The 23,773-nt window shown below is 44.9% G+C and carries 16 protein-coding genes and 2 pseudogenes; 15 read left to right on the top strand and 3 right to left on the bottom strand.

Features of this window, described 5'->3' with window-relative positions; all coding sequences use genetic code 11:
• Window positions 1-36: 36 nt before the first annotated feature.
• The 4 genes from QFZ77_RS31905 to QFZ77_RS31890 all read left to right on the top strand — a co-directional run bounded on the left by QFZ77_RS31905 (window position 37) and on the right by QFZ77_RS31890 (window position 5,387).
• Window positions 37-1,374 (top strand): ABC transporter substrate-binding protein, encoded by a 1,338-nt coding sequence (locus tag QFZ77_RS31905; RefSeq protein ID WP_307446141.1) that lies wholly within the window; start codon window positions 37-39, stop codon window positions 1,372-1,374.
• A 116-nt stretch (window positions 1,375-1,490) separates the two neighbouring features.
• The gene (locus QFZ77_RS31900; RefSeq protein ID WP_307446138.1) at window positions 1,491-2,372 is read left to right on the top strand and encodes a carbohydrate ABC transporter permease; all 882 of its coding nucleotides are present in this window, start codon (window positions 1,491-1,493) and stop codon (window positions 2,370-2,372) included.
• A complete protein-coding gene (locus QFZ77_RS31895; protein ID WP_307446136.1) occupies window positions 2,372-3,190 on the top strand; it encodes a carbohydrate ABC transporter permease in 819 nt (272 codons plus the stop codon). The genes QFZ77_RS31900 and QFZ77_RS31895 overlap by 1 nt, the downstream gene beginning before the upstream one ends.
• A gap of 34 nt (window positions 3,191-3,224) precedes the next feature.
• Window positions 3,225-5,387: an alpha-galactosidase gene (locus tag QFZ77_RS31890; protein WP_307450003.1), complete on the top strand. Its 2,163-nt coding sequence runs from the start codon at window positions 3,225-3,227 to the stop codon at window positions 5,385-5,387.
• Between the two features lie 17 nt (window positions 5,388-5,404).
• On the opposite strand, the gene QFZ77_RS31885 is transcribed toward QFZ77_RS31890, so the two are convergent.
• On the bottom strand, window positions 5,405-6,295 hold the full coding sequence (locus QFZ77_RS31885; protein ID WP_307446133.1) for an AraC family transcriptional regulator: 891 nt from the start codon (window positions 6,293-6,295) through the stop codon (window positions 5,405-5,407).
• Between the two features lie 108 nt (window positions 6,296-6,403).
• On the opposite strand from QFZ77_RS31885, the pseudogene QFZ77_RS31880 reads away from it, so the two are divergent.
• The 5 genes and pseudogenes from QFZ77_RS31880 to QFZ77_RS31860 all read left to right on the top strand — a co-directional run bounded on the left by QFZ77_RS31880 (window position 6,404) and on the right by QFZ77_RS31860 (window position 12,574).
• A pseudogene (locus QFZ77_RS31880) lies at window positions 6,404-9,738 on the top strand (DUF5107 domain-containing protein).
• An 11-nt stretch (window positions 9,739-9,749) separates the two neighbouring features.
• Window positions 9,750-10,592 carry a hypothetical protein gene (locus tag QFZ77_RS31875; RefSeq protein ID WP_307446130.1) on the top strand — a complete coding sequence of 281 codons (843 nt, stop codon included), beginning with the start codon at window positions 9,750-9,752 and terminating at the stop codon, window positions 10,590-10,592.
• Window positions 10,593-10,727: 135 nt separating this feature from the next.
• Window positions 10,728-11,248, top strand: a pseudogene (gene sigK / locus QFZ77_RS31870) (RNA polymerase sporulation sigma factor SigK); the annotation flags it as partial.
• A gap of 59 nt (window positions 11,249-11,307) precedes the next feature.
• Complete coding sequence (locus QFZ77_RS31865; RefSeq protein ID WP_307446127.1) at window positions 11,308-11,982, top strand: ABC transporter ATP-binding protein; 675 nt, start codon at window positions 11,308-11,310, stop codon at window positions 11,980-11,982.
• 445 nt (window positions 11,983-12,427) lie between these two features.
• Entirely contained in the window at window positions 12,428-12,574 is a 147-nt protein-coding gene (locus tag QFZ77_RS31860) for a hypothetical protein (RefSeq protein WP_307446124.1), read from the top strand.
• Between the two features lie 239 nt (window positions 12,575-12,813).
• Here QFZ77_RS31860 and QFZ77_RS31855 read toward each other — a convergent pair whose 3' ends face one another.
• Window positions 12,814-13,155 (bottom strand): hypothetical protein, encoded by a 342-nt coding sequence (locus QFZ77_RS31855; protein ID WP_307446121.1) that lies wholly within the window; start codon window positions 13,153-13,155, stop codon window positions 12,814-12,816.
• 58 nt (window positions 13,156-13,213) lie between these two features.
• On the opposite strand from QFZ77_RS31855, the gene QFZ77_RS31850 reads away from it, so the two are divergent.
• On the top strand, window positions 13,214-15,925 hold the full coding sequence (locus QFZ77_RS31850; RefSeq protein ID WP_307446117.1) for a glycosyl hydrolase family 95 catalytic domain-containing protein: 2,712 nt from the start codon (window positions 13,214-13,216) through the stop codon (window positions 15,923-15,925).
• A gap of 38 nt (window positions 15,926-15,963) precedes the next feature.
• Here the strand turns inward: QFZ77_RS31850 and QFZ77_RS31845 are convergent, their stop codons facing one another.
• Window positions 15,964-16,860 carry an AraC family transcriptional regulator gene (locus tag QFZ77_RS31845; protein WP_307446114.1) on the bottom strand — a complete coding sequence of 299 codons (897 nt, stop codon included), beginning with the start codon at window positions 16,858-16,860 and terminating at the stop codon, window positions 15,964-15,966.
• A 748-nt stretch (window positions 16,861-17,608) separates the two neighbouring features.
• Between QFZ77_RS31845 and QFZ77_RS31840 the strand changes: the two genes are divergently transcribed.
• The 5 genes from QFZ77_RS31840 (at window position 17,609) to QFZ77_RS31820 (ending at window position 23,762) form a co-directional block, all read left to right on the top strand.
• On the top strand, window positions 17,609-19,363 hold the full coding sequence (locus tag QFZ77_RS31840) for a cache domain-containing sensor histidine kinase (RefSeq protein WP_307446110.1): 1,755 nt from the start codon (window positions 17,609-17,611) through the stop codon (window positions 19,361-19,363).
• Entirely contained in the window at window positions 19,341-19,826 is a 486-nt protein-coding gene (locus QFZ77_RS31835; RefSeq protein WP_307446107.1) for a response regulator, read from the top strand. Before QFZ77_RS31840 ends, QFZ77_RS31835 begins: the two co-directional genes overlap by 23 nt.
• The gene (locus QFZ77_RS31830) at window positions 19,750-20,796 is read left to right on the top strand and encodes a helix-turn-helix domain-containing protein (RefSeq protein ID WP_307446105.1); all 1,047 of its coding nucleotides are present in this window, start codon (window positions 19,750-19,752) and stop codon (window positions 20,794-20,796) included. Before QFZ77_RS31835 ends, QFZ77_RS31830 begins: the two co-directional genes overlap by 77 nt.
• Before the next feature lie 242 nt (window positions 20,797-21,038).
• On the top strand, window positions 21,039-22,709 hold the full coding sequence (locus QFZ77_RS31825; RefSeq protein WP_307446103.1) for an extracellular solute-binding protein: 1,671 nt from the start codon (window positions 21,039-21,041) through the stop codon (window positions 22,707-22,709).
• Window positions 22,710-22,790: 81 nt separating this feature from the next.
• A complete protein-coding gene (locus QFZ77_RS31820) occupies window positions 22,791-23,762 on the top strand; it encodes an ABC transporter permease (protein WP_307446101.1) in 972 nt (323 codons plus the stop codon).
• The last annotated feature ends 11 nt before the right edge of the window (window positions 23,763-23,773 follow it).

The following is a 23,773-nucleotide window of genomic DNA, read 5'->3' as shown; positions in this document are numbered from 1 at the left end:
TTCATCTATACATGAATGAAGAAAAGGGGAACTGGCATGGAAAAACAAATCCGCATTACATTATGTACCCTCCTTTTTACAAGCTTATTGGCGGGGTGCGGAAACACGGATACCAAGAATTCTTCCGAATCCTCTCTAGCGGGGAGCGCTACGGCGACTTCTTCAAGTTCAAACAAGACCGAGAAAAAGGAAGCTCCGGTTACAATTTCTTTCATGCACTTCAAGAGTGACGTCACCGATGGCGTTCAGAAAATTGTCGACCAATTCGAGAAAGAAAATCCGAACATTAAGGTTGAAGTACAGCCGGTGAAGTATGATGATTACTATACGCTGTTAAAAACAAAAGTAGCTAGCGGGGATGTAATCGACGTATTTTCACTCAATTCCGGGAGCAATACCAAATCGCTTGTGGATGGCGGATACTTGCTTGACCTTACAGATCAACCGTTTATGAAAAACTTTGAACCGTCTGTTCTCAAAGATCAAGCAACTGATGGGAAAAATTACATCATGCCGGTAAATAGCGGCCCTATTGCCGTATTTTATAATAAGAAAATTTTCAAAGATCTGGGCTTAGAGATTCCTAAAACCTGGGATGCTCTTATGGCAGTAGCAAAAAAAATCAAGGATTCAGGTAAAACTCCATTTGCCCTCGGTTGGAAGGATGGTTGGCCGCTTGCCATGTGGAGTACTCGTGATCTTCCTAGCAATACGGCACTTATCGCCAATCAACCTGACTTTTTCGAGAAAATCGAGAAGGGTCAGGTTAAATTCGCGGATAACCCTGCGGTGAAAGTTACTATCGATCATGCCAAACAATATTTTGAATATGGAAACAAAGATCAGCTTGGTGTGGATTATAACGGCGCAGTCGATTTGTTTGCCAAGGGTGATGCGGCGATGATGTACATGGGGACATGGCCGCTGCAGGACATTGAGAAAAAGAATCCAGACTTCTACAAAAATGACGTAGGTTATTTCCCTTATCCGTTTAGCAACGATACAAGCAAAAACAAACTTGAATTTAACCCGGATGCTTCTCTGGCTGTTAGCAGCAAAACGGAGCATAAAGAAGCGGCTTTGAAATTCCTGGCCTTCATGGGAAGTAAAGTAGGTGGAGATGCTTGGGTCAGTAATGTTAAATCGCTCAGCTATGTCAAAGGCTCGAGCACCAATATTGCTCCGGCGGTCGACGATTTAAAGCCTTATATCGAAGCAGGCAATATCTATAATTCTCAGGCTTATTTGGCAAAAACGACCATTGATTGGGGCGGTCAATTCAGTCAAGACTTGCAAAAATATTTTTTTAATAAGATGACCGCGGATGAAATTATTAAAGATATGGACGATTGGGTACAAAAGAATCATAAATAAGCTTAAGTAACTTTGATGTGATGGCATAGGAGTCTGTTAGACGTTCAATGATTTCCTTCGTCTGACAGACTCTTCAATTTTTCTATTTGCTGTTATCTTCAAGAAAGGACTGGATCATGAAAGCTTTGAAACGCACTTGGCGAGCTGAGTCTTGGTACATTTTGTTTGTAATTCCGGGATTGTGTTTATTTCTATTTGCCGTTGTAATTCCACTAGTCATGGGAGTCAAATATTCCTTTACCAATTGGGATGGTGTCTCCCAAACGCTCCATTATATAGGCTGGGACAATTATGTTCATGCTATTAAGGATAGTGATTTCTGGAGGGCGTTAACGAACACTTTCAAATATGCAATCATTTTGACCTTTCTGGTCAATCTCATATCTTTATTACTCGCGCTTGTTCTGGATTCGTTCCTCAAGTTCAGAAACATATTTAGAACGATTTTCTTTTTGCCGAGCGTAATTTCCATCGTTTTATCCGGATTTGTTTGGAGTTATAACTACAGCAAAGGTGTACCTAATTTATTTAAACTGTTTGGAGTTGAAAGTGTAACGAGTCCGTTAGGGAACCCTAACTATGCGCTTTGGGGAATTATTGTAATTGCTGTTTGGCAAGGTATTGGCACACCGATGATTATTTATATTGCCGGGTTACAAAATATCCCTAGTGAATTAGTAGAAAGCGCTAAAATAGATGGTGCAGGGATCTTACACACATTCTGGCATGTGACACTGCCGCTAATCGCACCATCCATAACAATTAATATGGTACTGGTGTTAACAGGAGCACTCAAGGTGTTCGATTTAGTGTATGTGACAACCAACGGGGGCCCCGGTTTTTCCACTGACGTGCTATCGACCTATATTTACAGGGCATCCTTTGCCTCTCATAAGGGTGGATACGGTACGGCTTTATCCATGATTTTTTTCATATTGCTGGTTCTGGTTACGATGATCCAACTTCGGATTTTTAGAAAAAAGGAAGTGGAATTATAGTGAAACAGGCCCATGCTATTGTATTTACAATTATTTTGATACTGTCGTTGGTCGTACTTTTTCCTTTATATGTTGCTTTATTAATGTCATTGAAAACAAGCCAGGAAACTTTCCTATCCTTTTATTCCCTTCCTGCGGGATTACACCTTGGGAATTATATTCATGCATGGAATACTTCTCATTACCCTAAGGCATTCCTGAATAGTTTAATCATCACCTCAGGATCCGTTCTTCTCATCATTGCCGTCTCGTCTCTTGCCGGATATTCGATCGCACGTAGATCAAGTATATTCTATCAATTGATTTTTCTCTTATTTTTAGCGGGGATCATGGTTCCTTTTCAGGTCACTATGCTTCCGCTTTATAAACTGGGGAAAATTTTGAATCTGATTAATACGCATTGGGGCATCATTCTTCTTTATGGTGGCGCAGGCGTACAAACTGGCGTTTTCTTTTATACCGGATTTATTAAAGCGATTTCGAGGGAGCTTGAAGAAGCTGCCAAAATTGACGGTTGTTCTGTTCCTGGTATATTTTTTCGAATTATTTTCCCCCTATTAAAGCCGGTAACGGCCACAGTAATGGTATTAAATACCCTTTATATATGGAATGATTTCATGCTTCCATTGCTTTTTCTCCAAAAAGATAAATTTCGTACAATCCCTTTACAGCAGTATTATTTTTTCGGCCAGTATAGTAGTGACCTGAATTTGGCTTTTGCCTACGCCGTGATGGGGATGATTCCAATCATTGCCTTCTTCCTGCTGATGCAGAAATTTATCGTAAAAGGAATTACTGCGGGTGCAATTAAAGGGTAAGTAAAATGAGGATCTAAAAAATACAAAGATGAGGGTGTCTGTCTTGCCGATAACATTTCACGAAGATTTGCAATTGTTCGAAATTCAAACGAAACGCACCTCCTATCTCTTCGGCATCAATGAAAAGGGGATATTGCAGCAGGCCTATTGGGGAGAAACTGTTGATGCGAGGGAATGCTCGTTTCTTCTGAAAAGCAGCCACCACAGCTCATTTGATGCTGAGGTTGAAAGGGAAAAGGAGGAATATAGCTATGCAGGTGGATGCAGCTATGTCGAACCTTGTTTGAAAGTTCGGTTTCATGACGGCGTTAGAGATTTGAAAATGACATACATCGGTTATGCTATACAAAGTAAAGAACGGGATGACGCATCGGAAAAAGTGCCAAACCGTTCCACGGAGACATTGGTTATTACTTTCAAAGACGTGCATTATGATTTATGGGTGAAAATTTATTATAGCGTTATTGCTGATCATGATTTAATTGAGCGATATGCAGAAGTATTGAATCAAAGCAAAGATGATCTGGTTATCGAGCAAATGATGTCCGCTGCATGGTCTTTGCCCGTTCTCTCCGATTATCGCCTGACACACGTTACAGGAAGATGGGCCGGGGAGTTCCAGTTGAGAGAAGCGAGATTGACGGAAGGCAAGAAAATTCTTGAATCGAGAAGAGGCTTCACAGGGCCGCACGCGAACCCCTGGTTTGCGATCGATAATGGAAAATCGGATGAGTTTTCTGGCAAGGTTTGGTTCGGTATGTTGGGTTGGAGCGGGAATTGGAAAATTGTTGCCGAGAAGACGAATTTTAATAACCTGAGAGTTGTCGGGGGAATGAACGATTTTGATTGTTCGGTTTTGCTGCAAGGCGGAGAAGCGTTAACTTCTCCTACTTTTATAGGAGGTTACACCTCGAATGGTTTTGGTGAGATGAGTCGAATCCTGCATAGTTATCAAAGGGAATTTATATTTCCATCCCATGGTCATCGGAGGGTTTTATATAATTCATGGGAAGCAACCTATTTTGATGTGAATGCCAGTGGGCAAAAGGAGCTGGCAAGAGCTGCCGCCAAACTTGGAGCAGAGCTGTTTGTGGTGGATGATGGGTGGTTTGGCAGCAGAGATAGCGACAAGAGGGGACTTGGAGACTGGTATGTAAACCCTGAAAAATTTCCAAACGGCCTGCAGGAATTGATTGATGAAGTTTTGAGCTTAGGGATGGATTTTGGCATATGGGTAGAGCCAGAGGCCGTGAATCCCGATAGCGACCTTTTCAGGGAACACCCGGATTGGATCTATCAATTCCCTACACGTGAGGGCACACAGCTTAGAAATGAATTTATGTTGAATTTGGGTAAAACGGAAGTAAAACAATTTATCTTAGATTTTATGACAACGCTGTTAAGTACTTATCAGATTTCGTTTATTAAATGGGACATGAATCGTACAATTACAGAGCCAGGGACAGGTGACGATTTCCTAAAACCCCATAACGCCATATGGATTAGGCATATACAAAGCTTATATGAGATATGGGCTGAATTAAGAATAAGGTTCCCAGAGGTTGAGTTCGAAGCATGCGCTGGCGGTGGATCGCGAATCGACCTTGGCATGTTGAGGTATGCGGATCAGGTATGGCCAAGCGACAATACCGACGCCTTCGATCGGTTGAGCATACAGGAGGGCTTTGCTTACGTATACAGTCCTCAAATCATGATGTGTTGGGTTACAGATTCGCCTCACAGTTTAAATGGAAGAAAGTTGCCCTTATCCTTCCGGTTTCATAGTGCGATGATGGGCGGATTAGGAATAGGAGCTAATTTAAAGCATTGGTCGGATGAGGAGTTCGAAGAGGCATCTTCCTTTATCCAATTATACAAAGAAATCAGGCCGGTTATAGCGACAGGATATTTATTCCGATTACAAACACTTCGTGAATCCCAATTTGCCGCATTCCAATATTTAAGTCAAGATGGCTGTGAAGCCGTTGTATTTATTTTTTTGCACGCGCAACGCTTTGCCAACGAATTGCCGAGATTATGTCTTCAAGGGTTAGATCGGCATGCAGATTATCAAGTGAATGACCTCGAGAATCAACCAATACGATTCAAGGGCAGAAACTTGATGAACGTCGGTTTGCCCCTAAAGCTAACAGGCGATTTCGACAGTAAATTGATCCGACTAAAACGACTTTCATGATGGTAGGAAGATTCACATTACCCTTTCGGAACGCTCCGATAGGCGGTAGGGGAGGAACCGGTCATTTTCTTAAACAGTCTTGAGAAATAATAAGGATCGGTTATCCCAATGTTTGCGGCAACTTCCTTGATGGACTGACCCGTTAAACTGAGCATTTGGGCTGCCTTTTGAATTTTCATACGCAAAAAGTATTCAATCGGAGGGAATCCCGTTTCTTCTTTAAATAACAAAATTAAATGCTGTTTAGACAAGCCAGTGTGCTTGGCCAATTCAGGGAGCTTAATAGAATCCTCCAAACGATCATTCATGTATCGGATGGCGAGTTCTAGATATTGCTCCCTTTTTTTGTCTTTGGCTGTACCTCCTGCGCTAATACCGATGCCGCTGATAAGATGCCGGATAGACTGGGATACGTGTGTGTGGATGGGCAGCGAATAGGTTTTGTCGGATAGCAGTACATAACACTTATCGAAAACATACTTGAACTCAGACAGCGCGCCGATCGGAAGATGAACGGGGCCGGTATCCATCCCATACAAACGTATAAAAGCAGCTACATGGTCGCCTTGAAGATGAAACCAGTAAATACTCCATGGTGCATGGGAAGATGCCCCATATCGATGTGGCGTTTTGGCGGGTATGACGGCTAGGTGATTTTGGGTCAGAGCGAACGCTTTTTGTTGACCCAGTTCTATCCAGCCTTCTCCATCTGAGCAAAAGATGAAAATATAGGAACTACTCCCCTCGCGGCGTTCCCGATAATGATGACGGGCATTGGGGAAAAATCCAATGTCGCTTATAAATAAATCCCGTGTCAGCTCCGAACTGGATAGTTCCGTCTGCATATAGTCGGGCAGGACGAACAATTTTTGTTCTTCAAAGCCCTCTGGTTTCCTAGTATAATCCAAGGCTGATCCTCCCTTCTAAATAAGAATATAATCCATTACATTAAGCATTTTGTCAATTGGCGATTGCCTTCCGGCGAGGTAAAGTAGAGACAATATGATAAGGGAGTGATGATGTTGGGTCAGAAAGTTCGTGTATGGGAAGAAGAGACTTCGATTCCGACTTATGGCATCGGAGAGCCGGATCGCAATCCGATGTTTTTAGAGAAGCGTGTATATCAAGGAAGTTCAGGCAAGGTATACCCCCATCCGGTTATCGATAAAATTGAAGATGAGAAAAAAATGCAGTCCTACCGTCTCGTGATTCTGGAGAATGAATATGTTCGGATCGAGATCATGCCCGAGCTTGGCGGACGGATTTACCGTGCGCTGGACAAAACGAATGATTACGACTTCGTTTATTACAATCGTGTTATTAAACCAGCGCTGGTTGGCCTAGCAGGTCCTTGGATTTCCGGCGGCATCGAGTTCAACTGGCCTCAGCATCACCGTCCGAATACGTATGGTCCAGTTGAATATAAGCTAAGCGAAAATGAAGATGGAAGCGCTACGGTTTGGGTAAGCGAAATCGACCGGATGTATGGAACGAAAGTAACAGCCGGTTTCACGCTATATCCGGGCAAAGCTTATCTGGAAATTTCTGCACAGCTGTATAATCGGACACCGGAACCACAAACATTCTTGTGGTGGGCGAACCCTGCGGTTGCTGTTAACGATGATACGCAATCCGTATTTCCGCCTGATGTAACAGCAGTCTTCGACCACGGCAAACGAGACGTTTCTAGGTTCCCAATCGCGACTGGAACGTATTATAAAATGGATTATTCCGCAGGAGTTGATATTTCACGTTACAGAAATATTCCGGTTCCTACATCCTATATGGCATATAAATCGGATTATAATTTCGTAGGTGGTTATGATCATGGTGTTCAAGCTGGCTTGCTTCACGTCGCGAACCATCATGTATCTCCAGGTAAGAAACAATGGACTTGGGGGAATGGCGAATTCGGGCAAGCATGGGATCGCAACTTGACTGATGAGGATGGATCTTATATCGAGCTAATGACCGGCGTCTACACAGACAACCAACCGGATTTCACGTGGTTGCAGCCGTATGAAGAGAAATCATTTAAACAGTATTTCATGCCTTATAAAAATATCGGTATCGTAAAAAATGCTTCGATCGATGCAGCAGTCAATCTAGAAGTCGACGAGAAGACTCGCGAAGCCGTCGTGTTAGCGTATGCAACCTCCTTGTTCCAGAGCGCTATAGTGGAATTAAAGGGAATCCACCGAACGTATTTGAAGGAAGTCGTCGAGTTGTCTCCAAATCATACGTTCAAGTCTGTGATTACGCTGGACGAGAACGATCATCCGTACGACCTGAAGCTGACTGTGCGGGATGCAAAAGGCACCTTGCTCATTGCCTATCAGCCTGCCAAGCCGTCGATCGAGCAGGTACCGGATGCAGCCAAGCCGCTGCAGGAGCCCGCGGAACTGAAACGAATGAGCAGCTGTATTTCGCTGGCTTGCATCTAGAGCAATATCGCCATGCAACATTCGAACCTGAAGCTTACTATCTAGAAGGTTTAAAGCGCGACCCAAGCGATAGCCGCATTAATGTGGCATACGGTACACTTTTACTGCGCCGTGGATTGTTCAACGATGCGGAAGGTCACTTCCGGACAGCGGTGAAGTCTCTCACCTGGCGTAATCCGAACCCTTATGACAGTGAAGCCCTTTATCAATTAGGTGTTGCGCTTAAAATGCAAGGACGGTTGGAAGAAGCCTTCGCGGCGCTCTACAAATCGACTTGGTCAGCGGCATGGCAAGATGCCGGATACTTCTCCCTTGCACAAATAGCTTGCGAGAAAAAGGCTTACGCCGAAGCGTTGGAACTGGTTGAGCGTTCACTCGTACGCAACTCCCGCAATTACAAAGCACGTCACCTTAAAGCCGCGCTTCTCCGCAAACTGGGTCAGATTCAGGATGCGATCACCTATACGCAGGAGACACTTGCGCTAGATATCGCGGATTTTGGTTCAGCCAACGAACGTTATCTTTTGCTTTCTATTCAAGGTGAGCAAACGCTTGCCAGCGAAGTGAAAGCTGAGCTTATGCGCCTCATGCGCGGAGATGCTCATAATTATTTGAATCTGGCATCTGATTATGCGAATTGCGGCTTGTACGAGGAGGCGATCGAATTGCTTGATGGGATCGTACAAGGTCACAATTCAAAGGCGTACCCAATGCTTCATTACACACTTGGCTATCTGCATGAGAAAACAGGGCAATCAGAACTGTCTCATCTTCATAGGAAAGCTGGAAATACGGCAAAACCGGATTACTTTTTCCCGAATAGTTTATTCGATTTGCAAGTGCTGTCTAGTGTTATATCGGTTGATGCTATGGATGACAAAGCACATTATTACCTGGGAAATTGGTATTATGACAAAAGAAGACACGACGATGCGATCACCCATTGGGAAGCATCTCGTTCCATTCGAAATGATTTCGCTACGGTACATCGGAATCTGTCTCTCGCTTATTTCAACAAACGCGGGGATGCAGCATCCGCTCTTATTGCCATGGAGAAGGCTTTTGCTTGCAGACCTGATGATGCGCGAGTTTTCTACGAGCTTGATCAATTGTATAAAAAGCTTGGATATACACCAGAGACTCGCTGCAGCAAGCTGGAGGAGCATCAAGCTTTGGTTAACAAACGTGACGATCTCTACGTGGAGTACATTACCCTGCTGAATGCGCAAGGTTATCACGAGAAAGCAATTCAAGCACTGGATGCACACAATTTCCACCCTTGGGAAGGTGGCGAGGGTAAAGTAACAGGTCAGCATGTTTTTGCCCATATCGAACTGGCCAAGCGAGCTTTGGCCGAAAAACGATTTGAAGAGGCAGTCACCTTATTGAATCGAGCACTCCTCTATCCTGATAATCTAGGAGAAGGTAAGCTGTCAGGTGCGCAAGAGAATAATGTCTTTTACTATCTCGGACTCGCTCATGACGGTTTGAAGGAGGCTAAACAAGCACAAGAATGTTTCATTATTGCTTCCCAAGGATTGGAGGAGCCGGCCAGCGCGATGTATTACAACGACCAACCGCCAGATATGATTTTCTATCAAGGGATGGCTTGGCTTGCACTGGGCAATGACAAGGAAGCCAAGCGTCGCTTCAATAAGCTGATTGATTACGCGGAGAAGCACTTGTTCGACGAAGTGAAGTTCGATTATTTCGCGGTTTCCTTGCCGGACTTCCTCGTGTTCGAGGACGACCTGAACGTACGGAATGAAGTTCACTGCCGATACATGATGGGACTCGGGCATCTCGGTCTGGGTCATACTGAACTGGCAAAGGAGCAGTTTGAGCAAGCGCTTCGTTTGGAGGCTAATCATACTGGTTCGCGAATTCATCGGGTCATGTGCTCATGAAGGAAAAGAGTATGGTACACGTGACAATGGGAACCTACAAAGGCTTTATTTCCATAACCATCGAAAGTAAACACATCAGCATGGAAATGGTACCAGAACTCGGAGGGAAATTGGTATCTATCGTTTATAAGCCTACAAGGAAGGAATGGCTGCTGGATTCGGGTCATCGTTCTTTACAACAGCCGAAATACGGCTCCACCTTCACCGATTTGGACATGCTTCCATGGGCGTATAGGTTCGAAGAGAACGAGGTAGTTTGCTCGGTTAGGAGTCCGCAGCTTCCATATCGTTTCACGAGACGAATCTCATTCCCTTCTACGGATCGGGTACGGCTAGATTACCGTGCTGACAATGATAGTGAGAAACCGTTACCATTTTTATGGGTGCCACATCCACAATTCTCAGTCACGGAACCAACCCGTATTCTTCTTCCGGAATCCCTTAGGGAGATGCTGTGCGTGTACGAAGGTCATACCCTGAAGGCTGGAAAGTTGTATTCGTGGGATGAAGTACCGCAGCTTTCCCCTGCGGTTACCGGAGATGCGAGAAAGTTTTATTACAAAGGTCAAGTGTCGATAGGTTGGTCTGGGTTATATGGCGAAGAAAGCGGCAACTATTTGATCGTATCTGTCCCACAAGACAAGGTTCCTTACATAGGTGTTTGGATGGACGAAGGTATGTTCAATGATCGGGTGACCTGTGCTTTGGAGCCTAGTATCGGCTATTACGATTCACTTGAAATGGCAGTAGGTAATGGAACAGCACAAATGATACCGGCAAAAGCATCGTTTGAATGGCATTTAGAGCTTTCCATAGGCGTAGGAGATTGGCGTGATGTGATTAACAACTTCTAAACGAGATAACTTATCAAAGTGTAGATGTGTTGCAGAAACAGTTGCCGGTTGACTGAAGCAAGTGGTATTCCAATCCCCGTAATTATTGGTATAGAGCAATCACTACATGGTTTTTAATTAATGGAATTTACGTTGCTTCGTGTTCACATTGTCAAAAAATTCGACAACACAGGCGAAGATTTGGAGGATTTAATCTCGATCGGGACGATTGGATTGATCAAAGCCATCGAGTCGTTTTCGCCGAACAAAGGGACGAAGCTGGCGACTTTCGCAGCACGTTGTATAGAAAATGAAATACTTATGCATCTTCGATCGTTGAAGAAAACGCGCAAAGATGTATCCTTGCATGATCCCATCGGAACGGACAAAGAGGGGAACGAAATTACATTGATCGACATCCTCGGGACAGAAGCGGATGATGTCGTGGATAAGGTGCAGTTGAAGATAGAGAAGAGTAAAATTTACCGCAATTTGGAAATTTTAGATGATCGTGAGAAGGAAGTTGTCGTCGGACGGTTTGGGTTGGAGCTTGGCGGGGAAGAGCGGACGCAGCGGGAGATTGCGAAGGAGCTGGGGATATCGCGGAGTTATGTTTGAGGATTGAAAAAAGGGCACTCATGAAGCTTTATCATGAGTTTTATAAAGCAAAGAGGTAAGGTTACGAATCGGATACTTCATTTATTTGGACACTGTGCAAGTAATGGAGGCGAAGGGCATGTCGTTAATCCATATCGAGAAAGCCAGTAAATACTATACGATGGGAGAGGAAACGATTAAAGCATTAGATGACGTCTCATTAGATATTGATCATGGAGAGTTCGTAGCCATCATGGGACCGTCAGGTTCCGGCAAATCCACGCTGATGAACATCATCGGGTGTTTGGATGTTGTAGATAAAGGTAACTATGACCTGGATGGTCAAGCAATAAACTTGCTTAAGGATTCACAGCTTGCGGAGATTCGAAATCGGAAGATTGGATTTGTTTTTCAGAGTTTTAACCTACTGCCGAGATTAAGTGCCTATGAGAATGTGGAGTTGCCTTTAATCTATCGGGGAATGAGCAAAAAGGAAAGAGAGCCGCTCGTTTTACATGCACTAGAATCGGTAGACTTGCTAGATCGTAAGAAGCATTTTCCATCAGAGCTATCCGGCGGACAGCAGCAGCGTGTTGCTATTGCGCGAACGTTGGCAGGAGATCCGTCGATCATTTTGGCGGATGAGCCTACAGGTGCGCTGGATTCGAAGACGGGTGTGGAGATCTTAAACATTTTAAAGAGATTAAATGCACAAGGTCGGACGATTATTTTGATTACGCATGACTTATTGATTGCGCAGCAGGCGAAGCGGATTGTGCGGTTTCGGGATGGGCGGTTGAATGAAGTTGTTTAGTGTTTATAAGGCCGGAACACCAATTAGGGGTTCCGGTTTGTTTGTGCGCCTCACAGGCACAATCTAAGTGGTTCAAATCCACTCGGTAACTTATCTTTTAAAGTACCGTAGCCGAATTAGAGGTCCTAATCCAGCAGGGTTAGGATTGGCAGGGTGTCTCTCGTGAGAAGGAATCTGAAGGGCAGGCAAAATCCAGCCCGGAATGCGGTGAACCAGAGGTGGCGGCGATGTTGGGTGACCCGCCAAACAAACGGGGAAACTTATGCAAATATGTATATCTTGCAGGGAAACAAACAAAGGGATATGACCTGCCAGGCTCATCGACGTGATTAGGATCAGGATGGATGGAATAGAATGTGCAGATAACCGAGGGAAGTCTCGTAGTCTCCTTGACGCAAACGTAGACAAGGTAGGGAGGTATAACCTTAAAGGGGAAGTCGAATCGATGTGCTTCGAGATGGCGGATCGTTCCGTAGTAGCGAGTAAGTCCGAGCTGATGAAGGCTGGTAACAGTCTGGAGGGGAAAATTCGGATGAGTATACGCGCGAGAAAGAAGACTCAGTCGCATAACCTGCTTACGACGGCGTTTTGAGTCTGAACCATTCCCATTATAAAGATAAGCTTCTGTCCAGTCTGATTTCGGAGTTCTTTTTTCTCTTGATTAATTACTCTTATCCGCTTCAGGTGCTTCAATAAAAGTGCGGAGTTGTTTCATAATCGAATAATGATAATCATCTACTGGTTTTAATGTCCTGGTAGTTCCTTTAAAGAAAGTTTCACCTTGACGGAGACGATTAGTCAGAGCTTCGGTAGTTTTCCAATGTGGAGGACTTATATGTATTCATAATTTTGAGATGTGCGATATGAATTAACAACTTCAACAATTTTCGCAATAATAGGTTCAGCTAAATGTTTTTCCTTAATGACACGCTTTTTTCGCTTGGCGCCACCCTCTTCTTGAACATCAAATTCCAGAAAAAACGTTCGCTGATCTGCTAATTCACGTATGAAGGAAAGATCTTCTCCCATCTTATAGAGTGCTTGCTCTGGTAACCTAAGTAGCTGATGTCGGCGTTCTTCCTCATAAATTAAAGGAGAATGTGTGGCATTGACCCCACTGCCTGCTAAATTGCGACATATTTGCTTTCTTTTACGTCGCTCTGAACGATTCATGAACCTTCCCCTGCTAGATATAATAAATACCATAGCGAGCAGATCAGGGGGGAATAGCATGACTAAAATATCGGAAATTACACGAATGTACGAAAAAGGCAATTACGCTAACACCTATAAAGAAGTGGCAACAACAAATCCCGGATTGGCGTGGCGGGAAGGCATGATTAGTGGAAATGGCGAAAATGGGTATATCACGTCAGGATCGCCTTATACGGACAGCTTTATTTTTCAAAATATGTGGTTCAACTATCCGTCTCGAGATCCAAGAGCGATTCCAGGAGAATTAACGGGGCAGCTTGCTGATGCCAGATGGAATGTTTTTAAACAAAACGATCAATGGAAGATTACTTTTCCGGACGGTAAAACGAGGGTAAGAACCTATTTTTATTGTTATCATCCGGGACACCAGCTCAGATTAGGCGTGACTGATAAGGGAGCCGTGTCTGATTATGAGAGATGGACGAATTATGAAACAGCCGAAACCGGAGTACGATACACCGATGAATTTGGCGAGTGGATCCGAACCTCGTTTACATCCAGAGAAGACAATGTTTCGATTACGAAGATCTCACAATCCTCTGAAGGCGCTAAGATCAATATGATCATCTCCATTGATGACATTTCTAGCATGTACAAATCGAGGGATGGTATGTCTGAGCTAACGGCGCTTCAATACAAAAAGCTTGTGGAACCGAGTGCGGCATATATCGCGCAGGTTGCCCATTACCCATCCTATCAGGACAGCGAGCTGAGCAATGGTGGGTATGCAGGTCTGACGCAGATTATTGTTGTTAATGGAACCAAGAAGAGAGTACTGCTCGCTGACACGAATGAACCGATGAATGTAGGAATGGAACAGAATCCTGCGATCCAAGTGATCGACGCCGACGCCGTATATTTAATTACGCAATCGAACAGGACATTTGATATGGGCAAAATCGAAGATTTTGCCGGAATGACGCAATACGCTATCGTAGACAATTTATTTCAGAACACGAATGCGGTCGCTGAAAAATATAAAGATGCCTATGGTAAATTCGATTATCAAGCTGCCCTCACGCCTCACGCCCTAAAGCATTCCGCAGAATTTAACGCTGCACAATTTACTCTTACAGGCGACGAGGATGACAAGAGCGCTGACAACGTAACGCTAATCAACGCGCAAAAGGCATCAAAAACTAGAATCAATCATGCTTTTATGGAGCAGGTGTACAACCAGGGACGATATGCCTTACTATGCTGCAGCGGTACAAGCGCACCGCGCTTGTACGGAATGTGGACCGGAGAGTGGAATCCCGGCTGGCGAGGTATCTATACGCTTGACGCAAATGTGAATTTACAGGTTTCTCCGATGAATACAGGCCATTTCACGCAAGCGCAGCTTGGGTACATCACATTCTTCTTGAGAAACACGCCGGACTTCGAATACAACGCAAGAATGTCCTATGGAATGCATGATGCGCTGCAAGTGTCGGTAAACTCGGACATCGACCGTGCAATGCATGTGGAATACGACAATGACTATCCGTTTCAATATTGGAATGCCGGAGCAAGCTGGTGTCTGCTCCCGATCTTCGAATATTGGCAGTGTTACGGCAATGGGCAGATTCCGATCAACGACAGCATGAGAATCCATGGTCTGAAACCGCTTCTCAGTATAAAGGACGGGGGGCTGACGGACGAAGAATTCAATCAATTGATCGATAAGGGATATCTGGATTTGGAAAAGGATATTTTACTTCCGCTGCTGACAAAGCAGGCTAATTTCTGGGAGCAGCTATGTACGCCGGAATACTATACAGATATAAACGGTATTGCGTGCTATGAGAAAAGTAAAACTGCGTTAAATCCAGGCGAGAAATATTTGCTTATCCCTACCTACTCTCCAGAGAATAACCCGATCGGTTACAACAGTACGATTACGGCAAATGCCACGATGGATATTGCTGCGGCGCGGGATGGACTGCATATGGTCATAACCATGGAAAAGGCAGTAAAGCGCGACGGATATGAAACTGCTGTCGCCAAATGGGAAGACTTGTTAGGACTATTGCCGAATTATAAGGTTGACAAAGACGGCGCTTTACGCGAATGGGCGATGAGTGAATATTCGGAAAACAACAACCACCGCCATTTGAGCCATCTCTATCCGGCATGGCCTGCGTACGAAACGCAGAACAATACGGAGTTGACGGAAGCAGCAATTATCGCGGTTGAAAACAGAAATAAATACAATACAGGAGACGCGACGGCGGGGCACGGCTGGATGCATAAGGCGCTGGTCTATGCCAGGTTAAAAAACGGCGACGGGGTCGTCTCGTCCCTTCTGCCGATGATGATGGATTCCGGTTATTACACTTCCTTGATGACAGACCATGACACAAACAGAAGAAACGACTGCTATTGTACGGATACATTATTTGGTACTGTGGGGGCAGTAAATGAAGCGCTGCTATTTTCCAATACAGGCGAAATTGAAATACTTCCGGCGCTGCCCTCTGAATGGAAATCGGGTTCAATAAAGGGACTGATGGCAAGGACCCGGGTAGAGGTTAGAGAGTTATTTTGGGACACTAACAATGCAAGTGTTACATTAAAATCAGTTGTAAATCAAAATGAAGTAAAAGTAAAAGTGGGTATTCCTTGGATAAAAGCAATGGTTAACGCCCAAGAAGTAGAGGCGCTTGACGATGGATTTGGTAAATACATTCACTTAACGCTTAATTCCGATATAGACGTTACAGTTGTATTTATTTTGTCCAATTGATGCGATGTTCGAGTTGTACAATTTTTTACCGTTTGTCTTCAATAACATGTCACATTGTGATCAAAGGGCTTACGCAAGGAGCGAAATTCACCTGCCGGGACCTTGTAGTATTTCTTAAAGGTGGTACAAAAACGTTCCAATGAAGAAAAACCGACATGTCGCGCTATTTCACTAATGGTCATTGAGGTCGTAGTAAGAAGGTGAACGGCAGCCTTCATTCTTGCTTGGGTCTTTTTTTGAGTAAACGATAGGCCAAAATACTGTTGAATGGTTCTCTCCGTCTGTCTGACACTTAGTCCCAGTTTTTGAGCGAGCTTCTGTATAGTTAAATCATCATAGTTGTATAAAAAACTATTTTCAATGATAACGACTCTATCGTCGTCTAAGGTTTTAAGCGGCATAACAAAGGAGGTCGGAACATTGTTTGTGTAGTTTCTGACCAGCTTGATGACGATCTGCTCGATAATATGTTGAACCGTCAGGTAGTAGCCGATATATTGGTTGGTCGTTTCATAGGAGAGTTGCTCGAACAATGGCAACAAATTCTGCTTGTCCTGACCGAACCAAAAAGTTGTTTGAACGAATTGGTCTGCAATGAAGGAAAGATCCGGATCATCGTTAATGTTATTGGCCAACACTTCAAAGCATATGCAGTATTCCGCCATAGGGTCGGCGAGGACCGTAATTTGCTCGTGCACAATATCCGGGCCAGTCATGTAAAGCGTGCCGGGATGTATCGGATATTTGCGGCCGTTTGCTACCAAGATTCCCTGTCCCAGGGGAATATAATGCAGTTCGTAGCTTTTCATGCTATGGCTGTGTTCGAGAAAGGATTGATAAAAGACCCCGAATCTGATATACAGAACGTTTAATAATAAACCGCCTAACGAAATCTTGACGTTCATATTTTCGACATTAACTTTTGGGAACTCCACTTGGCCAATCCCCCCATTTGCAGATTCTTTATGTTGTTTCGTAAGAAGATCTCAAACAGCCCTTTAATTTCATTATGTGTATTCAAAAAGCTTAACGCAAGCTCGTACTTAACAATACCAAAAATTTCAATTTGGTATTCAGTATGTCTTTGGTAGACTTCACCTTAAAGATGTTCCTCTCTTTGGGTGAAGTTTTCCCTTTAAACTAATGATTGGATATGAACTGTCCGGAAATGGATTAGGATCGGCATCGGCATCGGGATCCTGATCGACACGGAGCAAGGCGAACAAGCCTTGCTCTATTTTGCTTACTGTTTCAGTCTGTAGGCCTTAGGGGACAATATGATCCGCAGTTTTGATTTTTACGTTTTCTCTGGTACACTACATCGTCCAAAGAACAAATCCCAGCGCAGGAACGAATTGAACTAATTACCGATCCGACTCTGGCAGCTGGAGCGGATATTGCCAAGATGACGCATGTGGCCCGAGCTGTTGATTTCCGCGGAATCGAACTTGGCAAAGAGTGCGTGTTCGGTGGACGGATGTATCGGGTTCCATGTTGAATGCGGAAAACGTTACGTCGTATCGACCGTTTGAGGTTTGATCCGAGCTTTACCCTGAAGACCCGTTATCCAGCGATAGCGGGTCTTGGCTTATTCAACAGAGCCAATGGAAACCTTAGTAATTGGACAGTCCCCGTATTTTGTGCGATTCTGATGTAAATCGAAGAATAAAGGGGAAAGACAACATGGACCGATTTCGCAAGCACAGTCTAAGCAGAAAAATCCTGTATTTGATTTTGACCATGCTGGTCATTCTTCTGGTTTCATTCGTCATCTCGAATAAAATCGCGGAGCGGATTGTCGAGAGAAAGGTCTCGGACTCCGCCGATAAAATTTTGCTTCAGGTAGAAGAGAAGATGACCAGCTTTTATGCAGATATGGGAGGAATCTCGACATCGCTGATTTACAGTCCGACCATTCAAACCGCGTTGACTGTGGAAGATAAGTTGACCATGGTTCTCATGAATCCTGAAGTGATATCGATGTTCGCCAACACGATGTCGCTGAAGGAAAGTATCAGAGGCATCCGGCTTTATAACAAGGGAGGGACGCTGGTAGCCAGTACCGGGGCGGGAATCGCCGATTCCCTTCAGCATCCGGTTCAAACGACCGAGTATTCCGGCTTATTGTCGGCTAACGATTCCCAATATATCATTACCATTCCGATCTATAACCTGCAGAGCGCCCAGATCCGAGAATATAGGGGAACATGCATATTTATCATGGATGTAAGCAATTTTAACAGTATATTTAAAAATGCGAAAATCACACCGAATTCCCGATTTCTACTCCTCGATCAACAAAACAATGTCATGGCGAGCGAAGGAGCAGCGCCCAAAATCGATAAGATCGACGTCGCCGAATGGATGCGCGATAAGCGTTATATCGTGCAAACCGTTACTTTGTCCCGTACCGGCTGGAAGCTGGTCAGCGCCATCCCGAAGGACGAGCTGTTGCGGGATCTGGATACGGTGCAAAGACTTAATATCGCGACCTACCTGGTCATGCTCGGCATGCTCGGTTTGTTCCTGCTGCTCTTCTTCACCCGAATCTTGAGACCGATTAAAGACTTGATGGATTTCATGAGGTCCTATCCGAAAAAAAGGGGGGGAGCGCGCTTTACCATCGTGTACCATAACGAAATCGGCGTGCTCGCCGCCAATATGAATAAGATGCTGGACGAAATCGATTCCCTAGGCCAAGAGGTTCAGCTTGGGCAAAGGCGGATGTATGAAATAGAAATTGCAAAAAAACAGATGGAAATCTCGGCATTTCGCAATCAGATCAACCCGCACTTTTTGTACAATACACTGGATTGTATCCGCGCCTTGGCATTATACAAAAAAGTCGAGGATATTGTAGATATATCGGCTTCCTTAGCCAATATGTTCCGATATTCGGTGAAAGGAAACGACATCGTGACGATCCGGGACGAAATCTCGCATGTCCAGGAGTATGCCCAAATTATTGGGTTCCGCTTTATGCAGAGAATCCGTGTGGAAATCGAAGCCGACGAAGGCCTGCTCGGCATGAAGACGCTTAAAATGCTGCTGCAGCCGATTGTCGAGAATGCCGTCTTTCATGGCTTGGAGCAAAAAATCGGCAACGGAATCGTTCGCATTATGGTACAATCGTTGGCAGACAACCGGGTTCGTTATATCATCCAGGATAATGGTTGCGGAATGGATGAGAGACAGATCCAGGAACTGCTTCAACGTTTGAAGAAATCTGATGTGCTCGTACAGGCGGTGACGGATGATAAGCAAGGAATCGGGCTCGCCAATATTTATCGAAGAATCAAGCTGTTTTACGGTGATGAAGCCGAGCTGCAAATCCAAAGTCAATTAAACGTAGGAACGATCATCAGCATTTCCATTCCCGTGCATGATGAGTCGGAACAAGTGGAGGATACGAGTCGTGTACAGCGTATTGATTGTTGACGATGAGCCTTGGGTTGCAAACGGGCTGAAAGCATTGATCGATTGGGAAAACTTGGGCTACACCGTAATTGGAGAAGCTCACGATGGAGTTCAGGCTATGGCGGCGATTGAGGAAAAGGAACCCGATGTCGTTATCTCGGATATCCGCATGCCCGGATTTAACGGGATCCAGCTGCTTGAAAGAATTCGCCTTCAAGGGCTACAAACGAAAGTCATCTTAATCAGCGGCTATGCTGAGTTCGAATATGCGCAAAAAGCGCTCCGGCTCGGCGCCTTCGATTATTTACTGAAGCCGGTCGACAGAAACAAGCTGACCGAGACCTTGCTGCGGTTAAAAACCAAGCTGGCAGACAAGCATAAAGCAAATAATGAGCTGGATTTGCTCCTTGAGGATCTGTTCGAATTGCTCCGAGCCCGACAACAATATCAAAATCAGCAATTTCTTAACGAACAGGGGAATTGAACTGGAGTTTCCTCACTGTCGTGTCATCAGCTGTTTGTTTCCGCATTCGTCGGCTGGGGATTCTGTCGGCGAGCAAACGGCGCAGAACGATATCCGATGGATTCGCTTTCGCACGGGGCAAAATAAAATGTCGTATCTGGTGAATTATGACGAACAAAAAAATTCGGTTGGCCTGCTCGATTTCATCTCAGGAAGCCTTGCCGGCGCTCAGTACATTGGAATCAGCGGCATCGGGGTTTACTCGACGCCAATCGGCAAACTGTATCAGGAATCGGATATCGCCCTGTCCAGCTCCTGCTTCCTGCCGGAACAGCGGATAACCGAATATAAAGCGACAGACCACGCAGCAGCGCTAAGCAAGCTGGTCCTTAAGATCGAGCTGGCAATTAAAGGATATAAACGGGACCTTATTGAGCAAGGGCTGGACGAGCTAAGCGAGGAATGTGTAGCACTGCGCATGCCAATCGACCAAATCTCCACGGTCTACAATCAGATCGTTTTGTTCGTTTACAAATATTACGGCAACAACGATCTTGTTCACGGTATTGAATATTTGACTTATTCCCAAATCGTCCGAACCTGCGAGTCGGTTCAGCAGCTCTTTGAAAGAATCAGAGTCATCTTTGAACAGCAGCCCGACGAAGAGCTGCTCATTTCAAAAGAGACGGTGAAGAAAATCATCCAATATATCGATTCCAGCTATACGGAAGATATTTCGCTCAGCATGTTATCCAGACAATTCAATATCAGCCTCGGTTATTTAAGCGCCTTGATCAAGAAGGAGACTGGTACAAATTATTCGGATTACGTGGTGACCAAGAGATTGAATTTGGCCAAGGAACTGCTGAGCGACATTTCGCTATCGATACAGGAAATCGTAGAACGGGTAGGGTACAAAGATTATTTTCATTTTAACAAGCTGTTCAAAAAGCACTTTGGCATCACACCGAGCAAACACCGAAAAGTATAGCAAAAGAATAAATAAAAAGCATGAAGAAAACTATAATAAAGGCGAGTTCTCATTCAGCTATTGAATGGAAATTCGCCTTTTTCTATGTAGGTCCTCTTCACAAATTAAAAACAGATGTTTTTCAGTGGCCTCACAAAAATCTGCACCAAAATAAAAAAAAAGTTGAACATATGCCAGTTCGGAAGTTCAGGCTATGATAAACATGTACCAACCAAGATACATTACAGGGGTGATCAGCAAGTATGAAGAAGTTGAAAATGCTTACAGTTTTATCGTTGTCAGGCGTTATAGCGCTGTCAGGCTGCAGTTCCTCCAAATCGGGCGACAACAGCAGCAACACGCCGAAAGAGTCGTCAGCAGCAACAACGGCTCAGGCAGCGCCGGTTAAGGCAACCTGGTTTTCGGATGCAAGCTTCTGGAATGCGCCTACGCCATGGAACACCGATCCGAAAAGCGTCGAAGGGGCCATTACTCAAAAGACCGGACTTACGTTTGACTTCAACATTCCGGCGCAGGATGGCGGCACGAAGCTCAGCTTGATGCTCGCGACGTCAGATCCTCTTCCAGATCTCATTACGCTCACGGACGACACTTTGGAAAAGAAACTGATTAGTTCAGGGAAAGTCTGGAAATTGGATGAGTTTCTGAAGAAGTATGCTCCCTCTTTGCCGCTGCTGACGAAATATCCGCAAGACCTCATGAAGGCGCAGATTAAACGGGATGGCGCCTGGTATGCGATACCGAGCCATGTTAGCTCTCCTGACCTAGTAAAAACGTACCCGGCGTCAAGCGATGTTAGAACCGATGGAGCTAAATACGGCCAAAACAATAATGTGATGTTCAATGAGACGCTTATGAAAGAGGCCGGTCTGACCGTTAATGATCTCAAAACCGAAGATGGCGTGCTTGCTGCATTTGAAAAAGTCAAGAGCATGAAGGTCGATGGCGTGCCTGTTATTCCGCTGCAAATCAACGGCAAGACCTGGTGGGGTGGTACGTTGCCTACACTTCAGGACAGCTTTGGCACCATGTTGGTAGATAAGGATGGCAATTACCGGGATTCATATTTTGCTCCGGAAACGAAGCATGCGCTGGAATTTCTGTTCAAGGCAGCTAAGGGAGGCTACTTTGATCCGGGGCAAATGACGATGGATGATAAGGCTATGTCGACGAATACAATGTCGGGGCGCGTGTTCTGCTTTATCGGGAATGTTGCGAATGCAGGACTCGGTGATCCCAAAGGTACGAAATGGGTGTCGGCTGGAGCGATCCATTCGAATCAGAACACGAAACCTGTTCATCAAACATTTTCATTAGTAGGTACTGGCTGGATGCAAACCTACGTTTCCAAGACGGCCGCGAATCCGGAACGCCTTGCCAAGTTTCTTGATTTTATGAGTAGCGATGAAGGTCAATTGCTCTGGAATTTCGGTTTTGAAGGCGAGCACTATACCCTGAAGGACGGTCTTGTTATCAAAACCGAGAAAGGGATTCAAGATGCCAAGGATGGACCGAAAACGGGGGTTGGTATGTTCTGGCCATTCGCCAATGGTGCTTTTAATGACCACGTGGCAGCGCCTCCTAATGCCGATGAATTGATGAGCTTGCAGATTACTCAGTCGATGGGGAGAGAGGCGGTTCTGTTTGATGCTTCAGATTTGGTGTGGCCTGGCGATTTAATACCGGCCGGCAGCAAAATGGCGAACGATCTGGCGCAAATCGATATTTACAAACATGCCCAAATTTCCAAAATGGTATTGGCCAAGGATGAGGCTTCGTTTAATAAAGCCTACGACGAGATGATCAGCAAGCTCAAGCAGATGGGTCAGACCGAAATTGATGCCAAGTATAATGAGCAGTTCCATAAGAGTCAACAAGAAAGTGGCAGAACGCTTAAAGGCGTCAATTCGTAATATATGAATCAATGGATAGTGCCAAAGTGCCCGCACTTTGGCATTATCCGCATTTAACAGGCTAGGAGGAGGAACATACGGATGAAGACTGTCACTGTACGCGTCGGATTGGATGGCGTAAAAAAAAGAAAAGCGCATGTTCTAGGGCACGATCTGCGAACACAGCTAGAGTTGAAGTTAATGCTTTGGCCGGGAGTTCTCTTTATTGCTATATTTAATTTTTTTCCGTTATTCGGTCTATTGATGGCATTCAAGGAATACGACCCGTTTACCGGTCTTAAAGGGATTTTTACAAGCGAGTGGAACAATTTTGAAAATTTTACAATGATTTTCGACAATTTCCAGTTTTGGCCGATGTTAAAGAATACGATCGGAATCAACCTGCTCGGCTCCTTGGTGGGGCTGCCGGCAACGCTCTTATTCGCTTTGCTGCTGAACGAGATCACGAGCACCAAATTCAAATCGCTGATTCAATCCGTCACTTACTTGCCGCATTTTTTATCATGGGTTATCTACGGCGGGTTATTTATTTCTTTGCTGAATCCCCAAGACGGCATCGTCAATTATTTGCTGATGGAGTTCCACCTGGTGCATAAGCCGATTCAATTTTTGGGCGATCCGAGTTATTTCTGGGGCCTTACGATTGTGACAGGTCTGTTGAAGGATATAGGCTGGGGAGCGATCCTGTATTTGGCTGCTATCGCAGGCGTCGACCAGTCCTTGTACGAGGCTGCCGCAATTGATGGCGCGAGCCGTTTTAAACGCATGCTGCACATAACGATTCCCGAGATTATGCCGACGGTTGCAATATTGCTTATCTTCGCTGTAAGCGGCATGCTGAACAACAACTTTACCCAGATATACGTTTTCCAAAATACGCTTAACATAGACGCCAGCCAAGTGATCGATACGTACTTGTATCAAACGGGTCTTTTGAATTTCCAATTTGCTATGGCGACGGCTATCGGCTTGATGAAGTCGGTGCTTGCGTTGTTGCTGCTGCTCGGAGCCAATGTTGCATCAAAAAAATTGACACAGTCGGGTCTTTTCTAAGGGGGCGTGCA

The organism is Paenibacillus sp. V4I3 (genome assembly GCF_030817215.1).
Classification (GTDB): Bacteria; Bacillota; Bacilli; order Paenibacillales; family NBRC-103111; genus Paenibacillus_E.
The sequence above is the reverse complement of the archived record's forward strand: the minus strand, read 5'-3'. Positions and strand labels throughout refer to the sequence as shown.

Excerpts from the sequence above, each read along its gene's own strand:
- QFZ77_RS31855 (WP_307446121.1), bottom strand. The coding sequence starts at position 13,155 with ATGAATCGTTCAGAGCGACGTAAAAGAAAGCAAATATGTCGCAATTTA.
- QFZ77_RS31860 (WP_307446124.1), top strand. The coding sequence starts at position 12,428 with ATGTGCTTCGAGATGGCGGATCGTTCCGTAGTAGCGAGTAAGTCCGAG.
- QFZ77_RS31825 (WP_307446103.1), top strand. The coding sequence starts at position 21,039 with ATGAAGAAGTTGAAAATGCTTACAGTTTTATCGTTGTCAGGCGTTATA.
- QFZ77_RS31850 (WP_307446117.1), top strand. The coding sequence starts at position 13,214 with ATGACTAAAATATCGGAAATTACACGAATGTACGAAAAAGGCAATTAC.
- QFZ77_RS31820 (WP_307446101.1), top strand. The coding sequence starts at position 22,791 with ATGAAGACTGTCACTGTACGCGTCGGATTGGATGGCGTAAAAAAAAGA.
- QFZ77_RS31840 (WP_307446110.1), top strand. The coding sequence starts at position 17,609 with ATGGACCGATTTCGCAAGCACAGTCTAAGCAGAAAAATCCTGTATTTG.
- QFZ77_RS31865 (WP_307446127.1), top strand. The coding sequence starts at position 11,308 with ATGTCGTTAATCCATATCGAGAAAGCCAGTAAATACTATACGATGGGA.
- QFZ77_RS31905 (WP_307446141.1), top strand. The coding sequence starts at position 37 with ATGGAAAAACAAATCCGCATTACATTATGTACCCTCCTTTTTACAAGC.
- QFZ77_RS31900 (WP_307446138.1), top strand. The coding sequence starts at position 1,491 with ATGAAAGCTTTGAAACGCACTTGGCGAGCTGAGTCTTGGTACATTTTG.
- QFZ77_RS31875 (WP_307446130.1), top strand. The coding sequence starts at position 9,750 with ATGGTACACGTGACAATGGGAACCTACAAAGGCTTTATTTCCATAACC.